At 27.8% G+C, this 18,038-nt stretch carries 17 protein-coding genes, 10 tRNA genes and 1 rRNA gene; all 28 read left to right on the top strand.

The features are described from left to right. The first annotated feature begins 170 nt into the window (after window positions 1-170). The 28 genes from rrf (at window position 171) to WFJ11_RS04865 (ending at window position 18,037) form a co-directional block, all read left to right on the top strand. Window positions 171-286 (top strand): 5S ribosomal RNA (gene rrf / locus WFJ11_RS05000). Continuing rightward, a tRNA-Asn gene (locus WFJ11_RS04995) sits at window positions 287-361 on the top strand. Between the two features lie 5 nt (window positions 362-366). Beyond that, window positions 367-455: transfer RNA gene (locus tag WFJ11_RS04990), tRNA-Leu, on the top strand. A 6-nt stretch (window positions 456-461) separates the two neighbouring features. Beyond that, a tRNA-Glu gene (locus WFJ11_RS04985) sits at window positions 462-536 on the top strand. Window positions 537-550: 14 nt separating this feature from the next. Next, window positions 551-627, top strand: a tRNA-Met gene (locus WFJ11_RS04980). A gap of 22 nt (window positions 628-649) precedes the next feature. Further along, window positions 650-725 (top strand) — tRNA-Val (locus tag WFJ11_RS04975). Between the two features lie 5 nt (window positions 726-730). Beyond that, window positions 731-807, top strand: a tRNA-Asp gene (locus tag WFJ11_RS04970). A 7-nt stretch (window positions 808-814) separates the two neighbouring features. After that, window positions 815-890, top strand: a tRNA-Thr gene (locus WFJ11_RS04965). A gap of 5 nt (window positions 891-895) precedes the next feature. Then, window positions 896-970: transfer RNA gene (locus WFJ11_RS04960), tRNA-Gly, on the top strand. Window positions 971-1,003: 33 nt separating this feature from the next. Then, window positions 1,004-1,080 (top strand) — tRNA-Arg (locus tag WFJ11_RS04955). A 236-nt stretch (window positions 1,081-1,316) separates the two neighbouring features. After that, the gene (locus tag WFJ11_RS04950; RefSeq protein WP_009372594.1) at window positions 1,317-2,051 is read left to right on the top strand and encodes a gamma-glutamyl-gamma-aminobutyrate hydrolase family protein; all 735 of its coding nucleotides are present in this window, start codon (window positions 1,317-1,319) and stop codon (window positions 2,049-2,051) included. A gap of 15 nt (window positions 2,052-2,066) precedes the next feature. Continuing rightward, on the top strand, window positions 2,067-3,395 hold the full coding sequence (locus WFJ11_RS04945; protein WP_009354252.1) for an APC family permease: 1,329 nt from the start codon (window positions 2,067-2,069) through the stop codon (window positions 3,393-3,395). A gap of 83 nt (window positions 3,396-3,478) precedes the next feature. After that, window positions 3,479-4,258 carry a hypothetical protein gene (locus WFJ11_RS04940; RefSeq protein ID WP_009372491.1) on the top strand — a complete coding sequence of 260 codons (780 nt, stop codon included), beginning with the start codon at window positions 3,479-3,481 and terminating at the stop codon, window positions 4,256-4,258. Then, the gene (locus WFJ11_RS04935; RefSeq protein WP_141557446.1) at window positions 4,245-5,024 is read left to right on the top strand and encodes a threonine/serine exporter family protein; all 780 of its coding nucleotides are present in this window, start codon (window positions 4,245-4,247) and stop codon (window positions 5,022-5,024) included. Before WFJ11_RS04940 ends, WFJ11_RS04935 begins: the two co-directional genes overlap by 14 nt. A gap of 8 nt (window positions 5,025-5,032) precedes the next feature. Then, a complete protein-coding gene (locus WFJ11_RS04930; RefSeq protein WP_338817020.1) occupies window positions 5,033-5,521 on the top strand; it encodes a threonine/serine exporter family protein in 489 nt (162 codons plus the stop codon). A gap of 98 nt (window positions 5,522-5,619) precedes the next feature. Continuing rightward, a tRNA-Sec gene (locus tag WFJ11_RS04925) sits at window positions 5,620-5,716 on the top strand. Between the two features lie 116 nt (window positions 5,717-5,832). After that, entirely contained in the window at window positions 5,833-6,147 is a 315-nt protein-coding gene (locus tag WFJ11_RS04920; RefSeq protein ID WP_293440602.1) for a YerC/YecD family TrpR-related protein, read from the top strand. A gap of 138 nt (window positions 6,148-6,285) precedes the next feature. After that, a complete protein-coding gene (locus tag WFJ11_RS04915; protein WP_009372610.1) occupies window positions 6,286-8,064 on the top strand; it encodes an aminopeptidase P family protein in 1,779 nt (592 codons plus the stop codon). Next, window positions 8,049-9,911: an excinuclease ABC subunit UvrC gene (gene uvrC, locus WFJ11_RS04910; RefSeq protein ID WP_338817019.1), complete on the top strand. Its 1,863-nt coding sequence runs from the start codon at window positions 8,049-8,051 to the stop codon at window positions 9,909-9,911. Before WFJ11_RS04915 ends, uvrC begins: the two co-directional genes overlap by 16 nt. 1 nt (window position 9,912) lies before the next feature. After that, a complete protein-coding gene (gene hprK, locus WFJ11_RS04905) occupies window positions 9,913-10,845 on the top strand; it encodes an HPr(Ser) kinase/phosphatase (RefSeq protein WP_009372562.1) in 933 nt (310 codons plus the stop codon). Between the two features lie 9 nt (window positions 10,846-10,854). Next, complete coding sequence (gene murB, locus WFJ11_RS04900) at window positions 10,855-11,742, top strand: UDP-N-acetylmuramate dehydrogenase (RefSeq protein ID WP_338817018.1); 888 nt, start codon at window positions 10,855-10,857, stop codon at window positions 11,740-11,742. 3 nt (window positions 11,743-11,745) lie between these two features. After that, window positions 11,746-12,597 carry an RNase adapter RapZ gene (rapZ, locus tag WFJ11_RS04895; RefSeq protein WP_338817017.1) on the top strand — a complete coding sequence of 284 codons (852 nt, stop codon included), beginning with the start codon at window positions 11,746-11,748 and terminating at the stop codon, window positions 12,595-12,597. After that, a complete protein-coding gene (locus WFJ11_RS04890; RefSeq protein WP_338817016.1) occupies window positions 12,591-13,562 on the top strand; it encodes a gluconeogenesis factor YvcK family protein in 972 nt (323 codons plus the stop codon). Before rapZ ends, WFJ11_RS04890 begins: the two co-directional genes overlap by 7 nt. Window positions 13,563-13,797: 235 nt before the next feature. After that, complete coding sequence (locus WFJ11_RS04885) at window positions 13,798-14,925, top strand: radical SAM/SPASM domain-containing protein (RefSeq protein ID WP_338817015.1); 1,128 nt, start codon at window positions 13,798-13,800, stop codon at window positions 14,923-14,925. Further along, a complete protein-coding gene (locus tag WFJ11_RS04880) occupies window positions 14,909-15,868 on the top strand; it encodes an ATP-binding cassette domain-containing protein (RefSeq protein ID WP_009372273.1) in 960 nt (319 codons plus the stop codon). Before WFJ11_RS04885 ends, WFJ11_RS04880 begins: the two co-directional genes overlap by 17 nt. Next, the gene (locus tag WFJ11_RS04875; protein WP_338817014.1) at window positions 15,865-16,653 is read left to right on the top strand and encodes an ABC transporter permease; all 789 of its coding nucleotides are present in this window, start codon (window positions 15,865-15,867) and stop codon (window positions 16,651-16,653) included. Before WFJ11_RS04880 ends, WFJ11_RS04875 begins: the two co-directional genes overlap by 4 nt. A gap of 2 nt (window positions 16,654-16,655) precedes the next feature. Further along, window positions 16,656-17,432 (top strand): ABC-2 family transporter protein, encoded by a 777-nt coding sequence (locus WFJ11_RS04870; RefSeq protein WP_248109406.1) that lies wholly within the window; start codon window positions 16,656-16,658, stop codon window positions 17,430-17,432. After that, window positions 17,432-18,037 (top strand): hypothetical protein, encoded by a 606-nt coding sequence (locus tag WFJ11_RS04865; protein ID WP_338817012.1) that lies wholly within the window; start codon window positions 17,432-17,434, stop codon window positions 18,035-18,037. The genes WFJ11_RS04870 and WFJ11_RS04865 overlap by 1 nt, the downstream gene beginning before the upstream one ends. The last annotated feature ends 1 nt before the right edge of the window (window position 18,038 follow it).

The following is an 18,038-nucleotide window of genomic DNA, read 5'->3' as shown; positions in this document are numbered from 1 at the left end:
TGGCTAGGAGGATACACCTGTTCCCATACCGAACACAGAAGTTAATGACCTAACAGCAATCTGTGATTGCGTCGTAGGTCAGATACTAAGAAACTCCATTTGTGAAGCAAATAGCAAGTTTCGACAGTGAAAGCTCAGAGCTTAACGGCAAAGAAAAGTAAATAAACAAGTATGGCTGTGATGGCTAAGAGGATACACCTGTTCCCATACCGAACACAGAAGTTAAGCTCCTAAACGTCGAAGGTACTGATACATCTCGTATTGGAAGAATAGAAAACAGCCAAACTCCTAGGTAGCTCAATGGTGGAGCACCCGGCTGTTAACCGGTAGGTTGTGGGTTCGAGCCCCACCCTGGGAGCCAATTATGCCGGGGTGGCGGAACTGGCAGACGCACAGGACTTAAAATCCTGCGATGTTAACTCATCGTACCGGTTCGATTCCGGTCCTCGGCACCAGTTTTAGGCCCCATGGTCAAGCGGTTAAGACATCGCCCTTTCACGGCGGTAACCCGGGTTCGAATCCCGGTGGGGTCACCATTTAATTTTTATGTGGCGGAGTAGCTCAGTTGGCTAGAGCATGCGGTTCATACCCGCAGTGTCAGGGGTTCAAATCCCTTCTCCGCTACCATTTTTATATTAAGGTTATATTTGGGCGCATAGCTCAGTTGGGAGAGCATCTGCCTTACAAGCAGGGGGTCATAGGTTCGAGCCCTATTGTGCCCACCAAATACGGCCTGGTAGTTCAGTTGGTTAGAATGCTAGCCTGTCACGCTAGAGGTCGTGGGTTCGAGTCCCATCCAGGTCGCCACTAGTATGCTGGTGTAGCTCAATTGGTAGAGCAACTGACTTGTAATCAGTAGGTTAGGGGTTCAAGTCCTCCCACCAGCTCCATATTTGCGGGAGTGGCTCAGTGGTAGAGCATCGCCTTGCCAAGGCGAGGGTCGCGAGTTCGAATCTCGTCTTCCGCTCCAAGAACTCAGAATTTATTCTGAGTTTTCTATTATGTGCCATTAGCTCAGCTGGATAGAGCGTTTGGCTACGGACCAAAAGGCCAGGGGTTCGAATCCTCTATGGCACGCCAAACAAAGTGATTACAGTTTTGTGATTGCTAATTTTTAACTAAAGAATCAAATAAATTATATTTGACTCTTTTTTTTTGCAAAAATTGGGTATAAGGAAATTGATTAACATTATCTTAGAAGCAGAATTAATACATTGATATTATTTAGATTTTTTTATTAATAAATGCCATTTTATATTGTATTTTAGTAGCTTTAGTGATATAATTGTTAAGACACTATTTAAGGAGGCGATTTTATGAAACCGATTATTGGAATTTCAGGTAGTATTTTGATTAATAAGGGTAATACTTTTTCAGGATATAGAAGATCTTATGTAAATCAAGATTATGTAGAAGCTATATTAAGAGCAGGTGGTATTCCTTTTATTATACCATTTAATGAAGATTTGGAAAGTACTAGAGAAATGGTTGAACAAGTTGATGGAATTATTTTATCAGGTGGACATGATGTAGATCCACATAATTATGGAGAAGAACCATTACTAAAAATTGGAGAAGTTTTTCCTGAAAGAGATGCTTTTGATATGGAAATATACAAAACTGCCATTAAGTTAAAGAAACCTATTTTTGGTATTTGTAGAGGTTATCAAATAATTAACGTTGTTAATGGAGGAACTTTATATCAAGATTTATCTTATGCAGATTTTGTTAAACTTAAACATAATCAAGGTGATAATCCAAGTCAGGCTACTCATTTGGTAGAATTAAAAGATGGAACATTTTTGAGAAATATTTTAGGTGAAGAATATAAAGTAAATAGTTTTCATCATCAAATAGTAAAAGATGTTGCGCCTGGATTTAAGATTGTTGCAAAAAGTTCTGATGGAGTTGTTGAATCTATTGAAAAAATAACAGAAGATTGTTTTGTAATTGGGCTTCAATGGCATCCAGAAATGCTATCTTTAAATTGCAAAAAATCTCAAGAGATTTTTAATTCATTTGTCAAAAAAGTCATAGAATACAAGAAGTAGGAGGTGTATATTTTTATGACTAATAAAAATAAGATGGGCTTATTTAGTATTATTCTTTTAGGATTTAATGGTATTATAGGTTCTGGTATTTTCTTGTTACCTAATAAGGTTATGGCACAAGTTGGACCAGCTGCTGTTTTAGTAACATTATTTGATGCATTATTAGTTATTAGTATTGCAGTATGTTTTGCCGAAGTTGGTGGAATGTTTAAAAAGAATGGAGGTCCTTATGTATATGCTAAGGAGGCCTTTGGTGAGTTTGTTGGTTTTGAAGTAGGTTTTATGAAATGGGCTATAGCTATTATTGCTTGGGCTACAATGACTGTTGGTTTTGCTGAAGCTTTAATGGGATTATTACCTAAGGGAACATTTGCTAATGAGAATATTGCAAAAGCTATTATAGTTACTATTATTGTTGTTTTACTTACTTTAGTGAATTTATCAGGTATTAAGACTTCAAAGATTTTAAATAATATTGTAACAACTGGAAAGTTATTACCACTTATTATTTTTATTGCAGTAGGTTTGTTCTTTATAAATGGATCAAACTTTACTCCGTTCTTTGTTCCTGGAAAAACTGCTAGTGGACAAACTATGTCAGCTGGCGCTGCTATTGGTGCTGCTGCATTAACAATATTCTACGCATTTACTGGGTTTGAAAGTATAGCTGTTGCCGCTGAAGACATGGACAATCCAGAAAAAGATGTACCAAAAGCTATTTTATTGGTTATCTTTATTTGTTCGATTTTTTATGTGTTAATTATTGGAATAGCAATAGGAATTTTAGGAACAGATTTAGTTACTGCAAAAGCTCCTATTCAAGAAGCTTTCCAAAGAATTATTGGTAATGCTGGAAAATACTTAGTTGGTGCTGGTACATTAGTATCAATAGGTGGTATTAATTTAGCTGCATCTATAATGACACCAAGAAGTGGTTCAGCTCTTGCTGATGATGGTTTAATTCCTAGAGTCATTGCTAAAAAGAGCTCAAAGGATGTTCCATATATTGCAATAATTATTACAGGCGTTATAACTTTAGCTTTAGGCTTATATGGATCATTAATAGGTTCATTTGCAATATTAGCTGCTATAAGCGTTGTATCAAGATTTGTACAATATGTACCAACTTGTTTATCCGTAATTGTTTTAAGGAAGAAACGTCCAGATTTAAAACCATCATTTAGAGTTCCATTTGGACCAGTAATTCCAATTTTAGCAGTAGTTGTAAGTTTCTGGTTATTATATAATTCAGATATGCAAAAAATAGTAATTGGACTTGGTGGATTGGTTATTGGAGCTGTTGTTTATTTTTTAATGAAATTATTAAACAAAGAAAATGCATAGTAAAAATAAAAAATAGAGAGGAATTTATTTCTTCTCTATTTTTTATTTTTAGTTTATGGTAAAATATATCTAGAGGTGATTTTATGAAAAATACTTTTTTAAATATAAAATATATCATAGAAAAATTTTTAGTTTTGTTTTTGATTTCAATCATAAGTTTTAGCTTTATTTCAAAAGTTTCATATGCAGATGATAATTTTGATAGGGCTAATAGAATTTATGATATGGATTATAGAAGTTTTTTTATAGGAAATATAACTGATGATTCTAATGGGAAATTTAAAATAAAAGTTACCACTATTTTCCTAGGCGAAAATCTTAATGAAATAGAAGTTCCTAAGTTTAAAGAATATAGCTATAGTAGATTAACTCCAGCAAAAGGAGATTATTTTGTAGGAATTTTGAAGAAAGATAATACTTTAGATTTGACTTGGATATTTAAAGCTACTTCTGGTAATTATAAAACACTATATTTAGCAAATGATAAAGATCCTGAAAATTCAGAAGTTAAATTATTCCAGAATATGATTAATAAAGGTGATTATGTACCTAATCTAGATGAAATTGAAAAGAATAAGAGATTAGAGGCTAATAAATATTCAAAACCAAAAGATGATTTTAGTAAAAATTATGATGAGTTGACTGAAGAAGAGAAACAAAACAGACTAGAGGCGGTAAATGAAAAGTCTGAGAAAGATTATAAAGAACGAATGGAAGCTATCTCTAATTTATTAAAAAATCCTGTTGTGCTTATTGTTCCGTCAATTCTGTTTTTATTAATTTTTTATGTTGTTCGTTCAAAAAGAAAATTTTTAAAAGAAATGGAAGAACGTATTGAAGATGAATACAATGACAAAGAATAATTCTATAAATAGTGATTATGAAGCTAAGAAATTATTGAATTTTAGTGTGAAATTTTCTTATTCTTTGCTTTATAATGGAGCTGAAGTTTATAGAGTAGAGGATAGTATAAATAGAATTTGTAAGTCTTTTGAAAACATAAAGGCTGTTAACACTTTTGCTTTAAGTAATATGGTAATTATTTCATTTGTATTTAATGGAACTACTTATACAAGTATGAGAAGATTAAATGATTCTGGAAAAAATTTGGAAAAAATAGCTTTGCTAAATGAGTTATCAAGAAATATAGTTTCTGGAAAAGTTGATATTGATGAAGCATTTAAAGAATTGAAAAATATAAAAAATAAAAGTTCATATAGTAATGTAGCTATTGTTTTGTTAGTTACTATATCTGCACCGTTTTTAGCTTTTATTTTTGGTGGAACTTTAAGCGATTTTATTCCAGCTTCTATGGCTATGCTTGTTGAAATGCTATTTTTGATTTATGTAGAAAAATTAAAGTTACCATCATTCTTGACAACTTTTTTATCTGCAAGTGCAGTAGCACTTTTTACAATGACTATGTCTAGGATTATTCATATTGAAAATGTATCAAGTATTTTGATTGCAGGAATTGTTCCTCTGTTCCCAGGAATACAAATAACAAATTCAATGAGAGATATTTTATCAGGAGATATTTTGTCAGGAATAATTGGAATAATGTCTGCTATATTTACAGCAGTTTCTATTGCTGTTGGTGTAGTTCTAATTCTTAGACTTTTTGGATAGGTGATTTTATGGATTTATTTTTAAATATAATTTGTGCGGTTGTATCTAGTATTGCATTTTCAATATTTTTTATAGTACCAAAGAAAGCTATTATTTACTGTTCTATTACTGGAACTATCAGTTGGATTGTTTATTATTTTTGTAGTGAACATTTTGGAAATGCGGTTAGCAATTTGATTGCATCTATAGTTGTAGGGTTATTTGCAGAATACTTTTCTGTAAGGTTAAAAATGCCTTCTACAGTATTTTTATATGTTGGAATTGTAATGTTAGTTCCAGGGTATGGAATGTATCACACTATGGAATATTTTGCAAAAAATGAGTATTTATTAGCTTTAGATATTGGAATAAGCACAGTTGTGCATGCAGGTTCTATAGCAATTGGAGTTTTAGTTTCAGCGGTATTTTCCAAATCGATTAAGAGAGTAAAATTTGATAGAGTTAATAAAATTAACGAAATAACTGAAATAATAGGAGAGTTCTCAGAAAAACAATAAAGAAAGTTTAATTCGAATAGACTTTTTTATGAAAAATTTTTTTGTAAAAAGGTTGATTTTTTTAGTTAAATAATGTATAATACTTAATGTTGTTTTATGGGAGTAGATGAGTTCTGGTGTGCTCTCTGGTCTTCAAAACCAGCATGAGGAGTTTGTAGCTTCTTAGGTGGGTTCGATTCCCACATATTCCCGCCAGTTTTTTTAAAATACAATTTAGCACTTGACTATTCTTTTACGATGAAGTATAATTATGTTAAGCTGTTATTTGGTATAATTATGTTAAGATGTTATTTAATAAATGGAGGTGTGTTATGTCAAATTTAAAAAAATTGCAATCAAAACAATTAGACGAGTTTTTTGAAGCAATATTAATGTTAAAATCTAAAGATGATTGCTATGCTTTCTTTGAAGATGTATGTACTTTACGTGAATTAAATTCTATTTCACAAAGATTAGAAGTTGCTAAACTTTTAAAAATAAGAAAAACTTATAACGAAATAGAACTTGAAACTGGAGCATCAACTGCTACAATTAGTAGAGTAAATAGATCATTACAATTTGGTGCAGAAGGTTATGAATTAGTTCTTGATGCGTTAATTGCTAAAGATTTAAAAACTAAAAAATAATTGATTTTAAGTAAAATAGATACTATTTTAAAATAGTATCTATTTTTTTGTTATAGATTTTAAAATTTATTGAAATATTAAAGATACAATGCTATAATATAATTGTTAGTTTTAAATTTATAAGGGGGTATTGTCATTATGATTAATGAAAGAATTAGTAAATTGAGAAAGTTGATGGCTAAAAGAAATATAGACGCCTATATTGTACCTAGCTCAGATCCGCATCAATCAGAATATTTAGCGGATTATTACAAAACTAGAGAATTTATAACAGGTTTTACAGGTTCTGCAGGAACTGCTGTTATTACTACAAAGAAATCAGGTTTATGGACTGATGGTAGATATTTTATTCAAGCCGCTAAAGAATTAGCTGTTGGAGAAGTTGAACTTTATAAAATCGGTGTTCCTGATTCAATTTCTATTGAAGAATTCTTGTTAAAAGAGTTTCCAAGTAGAGGAGCAAAGATTGCTTTTGATGGTAATAATACTTCTGTTGCAGAATATGAAAATTTAATGAAAAAGTTACCTAATTTTGAGTTTATAACTGATGTTGATTATGTGGGAGATATTTGGAATGAAGAAGGTCGTCCTGCAAAACCAGATAGTAAAGTTTATATTTTTGATGAAAAATATTCTGGAGAGTCAACTTCTAATAGAATAGCAAGACTTAGAGAAATGATGAAAGAAAAAGGAATAGATTATCATTTTATAGGCTCATTAGATGATATTGCTTATGTTTTAAATATTAGAGCTAATGATGTTCAATGTAATCCTGTAGTAATTTCATATTTATTAGTTTCTGAAAATGCTTGTAATTTATACATTGATAAATCTAAATTATCAGAAGAAGTTGCAAATTATTTAAAGGAAAATAATATTTCTATCAAAGCTTATGAAGTTATAGGAAGAGATATTTCTGATATTGAAGCTAAAAAGACTTTGTATTTAGAAACAAAAAAGACAAATGTAGCAGTTTATTCATCAATCGGAAGAGGAGTAAATGTTGTTACAGGCTTAAATCTTACTTCAATAATGAAATGTCATAAAAATGAAATTGAAATAAAAAATACTAAGAATGCATTCATTAAAGACGGAGTTGCACTAGTTAGATATTTAAATTGGTTGGAAACAGGTGTTTCAACAGGAACTATAACTGAAATGATTGCATCAGAAAAGTTATTTGAATTTAGAAAACAACAAGATTTGTTTATTGAAGACAGTTTTGAAGCAATTTCTGCTTATGGGGCAAATGCTTCAATGCCACATTACAAACCAAGTCATGAACATCCTGTAAAAGTTGAACCAAGAGGATTATATTTAATTGATAGTGGTGGACATTACTTAGATGGAACAACTGATATAACAAGAACAGTTGCACTTGGAGAATTAAAAGAAGAAGAAATTTATCATTATACATTAGTTTTAAAGGCACATATTGCTTTAATGGAAGCTAAGTTCTTAGAAGGAACTAATGGTGGATATTTAGATGCTTTCACAAGATATAATCTATGGAAGAATAGAATTAATTTCAATCATGGTACAGGACATGGAGTTGGTCATGTTTTAAATGTTCATGAAGGACCTCAAAGAATAGGTACTGCAGGAAATGAATATCCAATGGAAGTTGGAATGATAACTTCTGATGAACCAGGAATTTATATTAGTGGTAGTCATGGAATTAGAATTGAAAGCATTATGGTTTGTGTTAAAGATGAAATGACTGAATTTGGACAATTCTTAAAATTTGACAATTTAACAGTTGTGCCTATTGATACAAGACCTGTAGATAAATCATTAATGAGTGAAGAAGAAATTACTTGGTTAAATGATTATAATAAGATGTGCTATGAAAAATTATCTCCATATTTAAGTGGACATGATTTAGAATATTTAAGAGAACAATGCAAGGAAATTTAACGGAATTTGATATAAATTATGAATTAAAAAAACTACCTGATTTACCAGGGGTTTATATAATGTATGATAAGGATGATAACATTATCTATGTTGGAAAATCTGTCTCTTTAAAGAATAGAGTTAGGTCATATTTTACTACTAATCACAAATACAAAAAAGTTCAAGCTATGGTAGAACATATTCATAGATTTGAATATATAATTGTAAACAACGAAACTGAAAGCTTAGTTTTGGAAGCAAATTTGATTAAGAAAAATAGACCTAAGTATAATATAAATTTAAAGGATGATAAACAATATCCTTATATAAAAATTACAAATGAAAAATTTCCTAAAATTTTAAAAGTTAGAGATGTTAAGGAAGATAAGGCTCAATATTTTGGGCCTTTTCCTACAATTTCAGACTTAGAAAAATTGATGGAATTATCAATATTGATTTACAATATAAGAGATTGCAAGTTGAACTTTGATAAAGGAAAGTTTTTACAAAGACCTTGTATGAGCTATTATTTGGGAAGATGCACAGCACCATGTACTCAAAATATAGATAGAGAAAATTATAATAATGATGTTAAAAGAGTTATTAAGTTTCTTTCAGGAGATACAACTGAGATAAAAGAAATTTTACTAAACAGAATGAAAAAAGCATCAGCAAAAGAAGAATATGAACTCGCAATGAAATATAGAGATTTTTTGAGTGAAATAGATTATTTATTTACTAAGCAGATTTTTAATATCAAGAAATTTAAGGAATATCATTTGATTTCTTATGCTTATGCTGAGAATATTTTAGTTGTTGCAATTTTTATTGTAAATGATGGACTTGTAGTTGATAGAAAACATTTCATTGTTGAAAATATTTTGGACTTGGAAGTTGAAGAGCTATTCTCAAATGTTATAAGACAATTTTACATAAGTCATCATAACAAGGTTAAAGAAGTATATATTGATTATTCGGATGAAAAATTTTTAAATGAAATTTCATTATTCTTAGCAAATATTTTTTCTGAAAAATCTATTTCTGTAAAAAATCCTAAAAAAGGTGTTAAATTTGATCAAATGAAAATTTTGCAAAAAAATGCAAATGAAATTTTAACTAAACATATTTTTGACAGTAAAAATATAAATATAAAATATTTACAAGCTATTAATTATCTAAAAAATATTTTGGATATTGACAATCTAAACAGAATAGAATGTTATGATATTTCAAATATTTCAGGTGATTTTAATGTTGGGAGTATGGTAGTTTATAAAAATGGTTTTAAAAGCTCAAAAGATTATCGAAAGTTTAAGATAAAAACAGTTGTAGGGCAAGATGATTATTCAAGCCATAGAGAGATGCTCACAAGAAGATTTAATAGATTTTTAGATGAAAAAATAAATTCTGCTGGAAGCAGTTTTTCAGAAAAGCCGGACTTAATTTTAATGGATGGTGGAAAGGGACATGTTAATGTAGCAAAAGAAGTTCTTTTGGAAAAGAACTTGGATGTTCCTGTTATTGGACTTGTAAAAAATGACAAACATAGAACTAAAGGAATAATTTTTGAAGACAATTATATCGAATTAGATATAAATACAAATATATATAGATTTTTATTTGACATACAAGAAGAAGTTCATAGATTTGCTATTAACTATCATAGAAGTTTACAGAATAAAAAATTACAAAATTCTGTTCTTGATGAGATAAAAGGTGTTGGAGAAATTAAAAAGATTAAACTATTATCTCATTTTGGAAGCATTTCTTCGATAAAAAAAGCAAGTGTTGAAGAACTTCTTATGGTTGATAAAATGGATAAGAAAACAGCTAAAAATATTTTTGATTTTTTTAATAATGAGGGATAATATGAAAAAAAGTGTTCTATTGAAAGACTTAGTTGAAAAACTTGGATTTGAGATTGTTTATAAAAGCGATGATTATGATAAAATAGAAATAGATATTAATGAAGTTAATAGACCTGGGCTTCAACTAAGTGGTTTTTTTGATACTTTTTCATATAAAAGAATTCAAATAATTGGACTTCCGGAGCATGAATATTATAACAAATATTTACCCTTTGATGAAAGAAGAAATATTTTTGATAAGTTCTTTTCATATCCGATTCCCGCTTTGATTTACAGTTATGGAATTAATATACCTTATGAAGTTTATTCTTTGGCAAAAAAACATAATAGAACAATTTTAAGAGTAGATTATGGAACTACAAAACTTATTTCCAAGTTGAATTTATTTTTAGAATATGCCTTAAGTGAAGAAATAAGAGTTCATGGTGGATTACTTGAAGTTTTTGGTATGGGAATTTTAATACTTGGTAAAAGTAGTATAGGGAAAAGTGAAACTGCTCTTGAACTTATTGCTCGTGGACATAGATTGGTGGCAGATGATGCTGTAGATATAAGAAAAATAGATAACAAACTCTATGGTGAGTCACCTGAAAATATTCGACATTTTTTAGAGATTAGAGGGCTTGGAATATTGGATATTGAAAGGTTATATGGATCAGGGGCAATAAAAAGATCTACAGAGATTGATTTTGTTATTGAGCTTGAAAATTGGATAGATAACAAAGAATATGATAGATTAGGTCTTGATGATAAATACAAAAGTATCCTTGGCCTTGAACTTCCATATATTGTAATTCCTGTAAAACCGGGTAGAAATATAGCACTGATTGTTGAAGTTGCAGCAAGAAATATGCGCCAAAAAATGTATGGATATAATGCTGCAGAGGAATTAAATAAAAGAATAATGGAAGAAATAAAAAATAAATCAAATTAGGTGGTAAATATGTTATTTAGTAAATTAAATTGTATTGTAAGATATGATGAACCTTTAAAAAATCATACTACATTCAAAATTGGTGGAAATTGTATAGCTTTAATTGAACCAAGAGAAGTTTCCGATATAGTTGAAACTATAAAAATATGTAGAGAAAATAGTATTAAATTTTTTGTAATTGGAAATGGATCAAATTTACTTGTTCCAGATGAAGGATATAATGGAGTTATAATAAAATTAAAGGGTGAATTTTCAACAATACAAGTTGAGGGCGAATATTTAATAGTAAATTCTGGTGCAAAATTATCAGAAGTTTATACTGTAGCTTATGAAAATTCTTTAACAGGATTTGAATTCGCTTCAGGAATTCCTGGAACAATAGGTGGAGCAGTCTATATGAATGCAGGAGCCTATGGTGGTGAAATGAAAGATATAGTGGAATCCGTTCAAGTTTTGGACTTAGATAATTTTGAATTAAGAGAATTAAAAAATGAAGAGCTTGAATTTTCTTATAGAAAAAGCATAATTCAAAGGAAAAACTATATTGTAACTACTATTAAGTTGAAATTACAAAAAGGAAATAAAGAAGAAATAAATGCTGTCTATGAAGATTTAAGAGAAAGAAGAAATTCAAAACAACCTTTGAACTTCGGTTCTGCGGGAAGTACATTTAAAAGACCTGAAGGACATTTTGCTTCAAAATTAATCGAAGATGCTGGACTTAAAGGATATCATATAAATGATGCTTGGGTTTCCGAAAAACATTCAGGCTTTGTTGTTAATAAAGGAAATGCGAGTTATAAAGAGGTTATGGAGCTTATTGAATATGTTCAAAAAGTTGTTTTTGAAAAATTTGGAGTTAAGTTGGAAACAGAAGTAAGAATTTTAAAGGATTAGGTTATGGAAGCAGTTATAATTACAGGAATGAGTGGAGCAGGAAAGACATTGGCATTAAACCATTTTGAAGATATGGGTTATTATTGCATGGAAAATCTCCCTCCAAAATTTATTGTAGATTTTGTTGAATTAATAAATAATTCTACAAAGTCTATTGAAAAGTTGGCTATAGTTATTGACGTTAGAGCTAGGTTTTTTGAAGACTTATCAGAAACAATTCAAAATTTGAAAAAAATGGATTGTGAACTTAAAGTCTTATTTTTAGATGCAAGTAATAGAACTCTTATTAATAGATACAAGGAATTAAGACGTCCTCATCCTGTAAACCCGAATGGTGCACTTTCAGATTCCATAGAGCTAGAAAGGGAATTACTTAATGATATAAAAGATAAATCTGATATTATCATAGATACTACAAGACTTTCTGCTATAAGTTTTAAAAATAAATTGAATTCAATTTTTTTCAATGGTAATAAAAAAGATTTAGTTATAAATATAGAATCATTTGGATTTAAAAATGGAATTTTGGTTGAAGCTGATTTAGTTTTTGACGTTAGATTTTTACCTAATCCATATTATATTGAAGAACTAAAAGAACTTAACGGAAAAGATGATGAAATTCAAAATTATGTTATGGATTTTGATGACTCAAAGATATTTTTAGATAAGGTTGTTGATTTATTGGAGTTCTTAATACCTAAATATAAGGCTGAAGGAAAAAATATGCTTACTATTGGAGTTGGATGTACAGGTGGAAAGCATCGTTCTGTTTGTTTAGCTGAAAAAATTTATTCAGAACTTAAAAAAGAACATTCTAATGTTAATATTTCTCATAGGGATGAAAGACTATGGTAGATGATACTAGAATTGTAACCATAGGAGGAGGAACTGGAAGTTCTACTATTCTTAAAGGTTTAAAAAAATATTTTAAAGATATTACTGCAATTGTAACCGTCGCTGATGACGGTGGAAGTTCCGGAATGCTTAGAGATGATTTAGGAATTATTCCACCTGGAGATATTAGAGCTTGTTTGATTTCTTTAGCAAATACTGAAAAATCAATGGAAAGATTGATGAAATATAGATTTAAAGAGGGAAATCTTAAGGGACAAAGCTTTGGAAATTTATTTCTAGTTGCAATGGCAGATATTTATAAAGATTTTATGTTAGGTATCCAAGAAACTTCTAATATTTTAGCAATAACCGGTAAAGTTTTACCAGTTACTTTAGATAATATAAAATTATTTGCAGAGCTTGAAAATGGAGAAATAATTGAGGGAGAAAGTAATATAACAGCTTTAAACTTAGAAGATGAAAATAGTAGTAGAATAAATAGAGTTTTCATTTCTCCTAAATATGCTAAACCACTTAATGAAGTTGTTCATGAAATCTATAATTCTGATGTAATTTTAATAGGCCCTGGAAGTTTATATACTTCTGTAATTCCTAATTTGTTAATTTCTGAAATAAGTGAAGCATTAACAAATACTAAAGCAAAAATTTGCTTTATTTTAAATGTTGTTAATCAATCAACAGAAACCTTCGATTATAAGGTTACTGACCATTTAAACGCAATTTATAAGCATTGTGAAGGAATTAAAATTGACACAGTAATAGTAAATAATGAAATAATTCCTGAAGAGGTAGATTTAAAATATAAAAGAAAAAGTGCAAGTCAACTGTTACTAAGTGATGAAGAAAGAGAATATTTAAAAAAATTAAAAATAAGGGTTTTAGAGGACAATTTAGTTAGTAAGTCTTCAGGCTATTCAAGACATAATGAAGATAAACTAGCTAAATTAATTTTAGAAAATTTTTAAATTATAAAAATTTTTATAACTTAGAATGATAAAATTTAGATTGGGTTTTCTCCCAATCTTTTTTGATTATTTATTATAAATTGTATCATAACAGAAAAAGTCTTTATAAAATATATAAATATATTGACATAGTTAGATATTAAAGGTATAATTAAAATATACTTCATTTAATTAATTAATTAATAAATAATAATCGGGGGGGATAGTTATTAAATCAGTAACTCTAGTCATAGATATGACTAATGATTGTAATTTAAGGTGTTCATACTGCTATTTAGATGCAGGAGTGAAAAAACAGAGTTTAGATGTGAATGATGTTTATTGCTTTATTAATAAAGTTTTTAGAAAATTTAGTTCAAATATGTATATTTTATTCCATGGTGGTGAGCCACTGTTAAGATTTAATGAAATTAGACAAATAGTAGAAAAAATTGAAAATTCTTGCTTTTCAAAATATGTTAAATATTTAATTCAAACAAATGGAATATATATTAATTCTGAGGTTATAGAATTTTTTAAAAAATATGGGTTTGGTGTAGGCGTTAGTATTGATGGATTTACAGATGTTTCTAACATAAATAGATTAGATTTTAATGGTAAAAGTACTACAAAAAAAACTATTGCTTCCTTAATTATGATGAATAGTTTAAACTGTAAGTATAGTATAATTTCTGTTTTAAACAAAAGTAATTATAAATTGATTATAGATGAGTTGGATAATTTTTTTGATTTGGGAGTACATAACTTTTCCGTTAATTATTTTTTACCATCTGGTCGAGGTCGATTCTCAGACCTAAGATTATCATCAGAGGAAATGTTTTATACATATAAAAGTATTCTAGACAAATTGGCTAACAAATTAAAAAAAGATAATATATTGATATTTGAGAAAAATATGTATTATTTTATAAAAAAGATGATAACTAAAAAAAATTCTTACATGTGTATGTCTTCCCCTTGTGGAGCTGGAATTTCACAGTTTGCTTTGTCTAGCGATGGAAACGTTTATCCTTGTGCGGATTTTTGTGAAGATAAAAAATTTTCGTATGGAAGTGTTAAAGAAGATTTTTGGGATAATATGTTAAATAATCAGACATGGAAAGAATTAAGGTATAATTATAAAAATAATATACTTGAATGTAAGTTATGTGAATTTAATAAAGAATGTTCAGCTTGTTGTTCTGCAAGAAGTTATTATAATAATTCAAAAATTAAATCTATAGATCCAGTATGTGAGTTTAACAAATTAATGATTGTTTTTTTGCGAGAAGAATTATCCAAAAAAGGAGATATTTACTTTTGGTGGAATAGTTTGAATACTACTTTAAGTTTGAGAGGAGATAAATTTGGAAAATATAATTAAAGTTAATAATCTTTCAAAGACTTATAGATATAATAATATATTTTTAAATGCTGTTAATGACATATCTTTTAATATAAAAAAAGGAGAGTGTGTTGGATACATAGGTAAAAATGGATCGGGGAAAACTACAACTTTAAGAATATTATCAGGTATAATACATCCTTCAGAAGGAAATGTTGTAGTTGATGGAAAAGTGCCGTATTTAGAGAGAGTTAATCATGTTAAAAATATAGGAATAATGTTTGGTAATAAGCCTCAACTTTGGCCGGAGCTTTCTCCTAATGAGGCTTTCCATATATTAAGGGATATATATGAAGTTGAAAAGAAGTTATTTAAACAAAATTTTGAAGAAATAGTTTTTATGTTAGGACTAGAAGAATTAGTAAATAAACCTTTAAGAAAAATGAGTTTAGGACAAAGAATAAAATGCGAAATAGCTTCAATATTTTTACATAATCCAAGTATAATTTTTTTAGATGAACCAACAATTGGACTTGATATAGAAACAAAAGAAAAAATAAAGAAGTTTATAAAATTTTTGAATTCGGAAAAAAATGTAACGGTATTATTTACATCTCATGATTTAAATGATATTTCAGACGTATGTAAAAGAATTATCATCATAGATTCTGGAAAAATAATAGAAGATAATACTACTGAGGGTATAGTTGAAAAATATGGTAAAAATAGAATTATAGAATTCAAAAATTTACAGCATGAAACGAAATTAGAGATGATTTCAATAGTTAAAAAATTGGATTCATATTGTAAAATTATATACGAAGGTAAAAATGAATTACATATAACTATTAGAAACAGCAAAAATACTTCATTAGTTTTACATGATTTACTTTTTGACACAAATATAGAGATTAATTTTAGAGAATGTAGTTTTGAAGACTCTATTTATAAAATTTTTACTGGTAAGGAGAAATCAGAATGAATTTAAGAAAATACTTAGCTTTTGTAAAACTAATTTTTATTAGGCTATCTAAATACAAGTATGAAATTATATGGAATTTTTTAAGCTCTGTAATTTTGATAATTTTCTTGATATCATTTTGGAAAAGTGTGTATGTAAGTGGAGGGACAATAAATGGATATGATTTTAATGATATTTTAAAATATACATTATTGTCTCAAATTATATATGCATTGACTACTAATAGAATAGATAGAGTTATTTCTAAACAAATACAAGATGGAAGTATATTGAATTCATTAACAACACCAGTAAATTTATTTTTTAAGTTCTGGTTCATTAGAATTGGAGAGGTTGTGTGGGTTTTTTTAACTCAAATAATTTTATTCATTTTAACAATTTTTATATATTTTGATGTTAGTGTGAAAAAAGTTGAACATTTGGTTTTTTTTGTGATATTAATTTTTATATCTATATATTTGAATTTTGTTATAAATTATATAGTTGGACTTTTTTCGTGTTGGATAATTAGTGTTGAAGGAGTTACACATTTTAAAGACTTTTTATTTTCTATTTGTTCTGGATTACTTATTCCTTTAGAGTTCTTTGAAGATAAGTACAGGAATATAATTGAGTTTCTTCCTTTCAAATATATTATTTATATGCCTATAAATTCATTAAAAGTAAATTCAATTGAGAATTTTTATAGTATACTTTATGGAGTTATTTGGTGTTTGGTGCTTTCCTATATACTATTTAAATTTCAAAATAGAGCTTTAGAAAAATTAAGTATCTTTGAGGGGTAGTTATGAAAACTTTTAAATTGTTTATTTCAATTAGAAAATTAGAACTTAAATTAAGATTAAGTAATAAATTTGATTTTTTTATATTTATTTTATCAGATTTTTTTACACAACTACTTACTTTTATATTTATACATACTTTATTTGAAAATATACCTAATTTAAATGGGTGGAGTTACGAACAAATACTATTAATTTTTGGTTTATATCAATTTTCTTACGGATTATTTGGATTTTTATTTTGGCCACTTTATGACTTCTCATATATTTTGGTATCTGGGAATTTAGATGGTATTTTAGTTAAGCCGATAAACGAACTACTACAATTATATGGCAAAGGAATAGGTGATGTAGGAGGAGTTTTTCTAGGGTTAGTTATTATTATAAGATTCATAAATATTTCTCAAATAAGTATAATAAGACTTCTATTGATTATAATTCCAATGACATTTATGAATATATTAATATTTGTGTGTTTATTTACAATAGTAGCAAGTCTTTCATTTTGGTTTGAAAATATATCTAATTCATTAATTAGAATAATCCAATCATTGACAATATATTCAAAATATCCATTAAATATTTTTAATAAATTTATAAAAATTATTTTTACTTTTATTATTCCTTTTGGATTTATGGGATATTATCCTGTTGCTATTTTATATGGGAAAGAACAATTATATTATATTTGTATTGAGGTGCTAGTTTGTCTATTTTTAGTATTGTTTACTAAGTTTATTTGGAAAAAAGGAATAAAAAAATACAGTGGGGTGAACAGTTAGTGGATTTGTTAAAGTATATAGAAATTTTAAATGATTTTCAGGAATATATAAAAAATAAATTATTAGATCTTAATCTTAAAGTTATTATTATAAAAGGAGACTCTGATTATGGAAAAACAACTATTCTAAGTAAACTTTTTTCTGAATATAACAACTTTTTAAAAATATATCAATCATCATCTTCTCTAAATAGCAGAAAAATACTTGAAGATGGCTTTATATTTGAACTTAACCATATTAAAAGATTATTTTTTAAAGATACAAAAGTTTTATTTTTAGATGAGTTTTCAAATTATTCTATAATAAATGATTTATATAAATGGAATGATATATTTAAAATTTATATTACAATAAAGGAAGAAGACATACTTTCTAAGCTGTATACTGAATATTATATTTTAGATATTGAAAAAGAATACAAAAATTATATTTTTACAAAAAAATTATTAGAAGAATCTTTTTTTTCGAAAAATATAAAACAGAGTATTATTTTATTAGATTCTAATTACAGTGAGAAAAGCTTTAAAAATAAAGAAAAAGCAAAATCGAGTTTTTTATTTGTAGGTAAAGAATATACATGGATAAAAACATATTGTTTTGATTAAT

This window comes from Parvimonas micra (assembly GCF_037482165.1).
Lineage (GTDB): Bacteria > Bacillota > Clostridia > Tissierellales > Peptoniphilaceae > Parvimonas.
The sequence above is the reverse complement of the archived record's forward strand: the minus strand, read 5'-3'. Positions and strand labels throughout refer to the sequence as shown.

Bases quoted from the DNA above. Each gene is read 5' to 3' on its own strand.
- WFJ11_RS04890 (WP_338817016.1), top strand. From the start codon at position 12,591: ATGGTAGATGATACTAGAATTGTAACCATAGGAGGAGGAACTGGAAGT.
- WFJ11_RS04875 (WP_338817014.1), top strand. From the start codon at position 15,865: ATGAATTTAAGAAAATACTTAGCTTTTGTAAAACTAATTTTTATTAGG.
- rapZ (WP_338817017.1), top strand. From the start codon at position 11,746: ATGGAAGCAGTTATAATTACAGGAATGAGTGGAGCAGGAAAGACATTG.
- WFJ11_RS04920 (WP_293440602.1), top strand. From the start codon at position 5,833: ATGTCAAATTTAAAAAAATTGCAATCAAAACAATTAGACGAGTTTTTT.
- WFJ11_RS04950 (WP_009372594.1), top strand. From the start codon at position 1,317: ATGAAACCGATTATTGGAATTTCAGGTAGTATTTTGATTAATAAGGGT.
- hprK (WP_009372562.1), top strand. From the start codon at position 9,913: ATGAAAAAAAGTGTTCTATTGAAAGACTTAGTTGAAAAACTTGGATTT.
- murB (WP_338817018.1), top strand. From the start codon at position 10,855: ATGTTATTTAGTAAATTAAATTGTATTGTAAGATATGATGAACCTTTA.
- WFJ11_RS04915 (WP_009372610.1), top strand. From the start codon at position 6,286: ATGATTAATGAAAGAATTAGTAAATTGAGAAAGTTGATGGCTAAAAGA.
- WFJ11_RS04940 (WP_009372491.1), top strand. From the start codon at position 3,479: ATGAAAAATACTTTTTTAAATATAAAATATATCATAGAAAAATTTTTA.
- WFJ11_RS04945 (WP_009354252.1), top strand. From the start codon at position 2,067: ATGACTAATAAAAATAAGATGGGCTTATTTAGTATTATTCTTTTAGGA.
- WFJ11_RS04935 (WP_141557446.1), top strand. From the start codon at position 4,245: ATGACAAAGAATAATTCTATAAATAGTGATTATGAAGCTAAGAAATTA.
- uvrC (WP_338817019.1), top strand. From the start codon at position 8,049: ATGCAAGGAAATTTAACGGAATTTGATATAAATTATGAATTAAAAAAA.
- WFJ11_RS04885 (WP_338817015.1), top strand. From the start codon at position 13,798: ATGACTAATGATTGTAATTTAAGGTGTTCATACTGCTATTTAGATGCA.
- WFJ11_RS04930 (WP_338817020.1), top strand. From the start codon at position 5,033: ATGGATTTATTTTTAAATATAATTTGTGCGGTTGTATCTAGTATTGCA.
- WFJ11_RS04870 (WP_248109406.1), top strand. From the start codon at position 16,656: ATGAAAACTTTTAAATTGTTTATTTCAATTAGAAAATTAGAACTTAAA.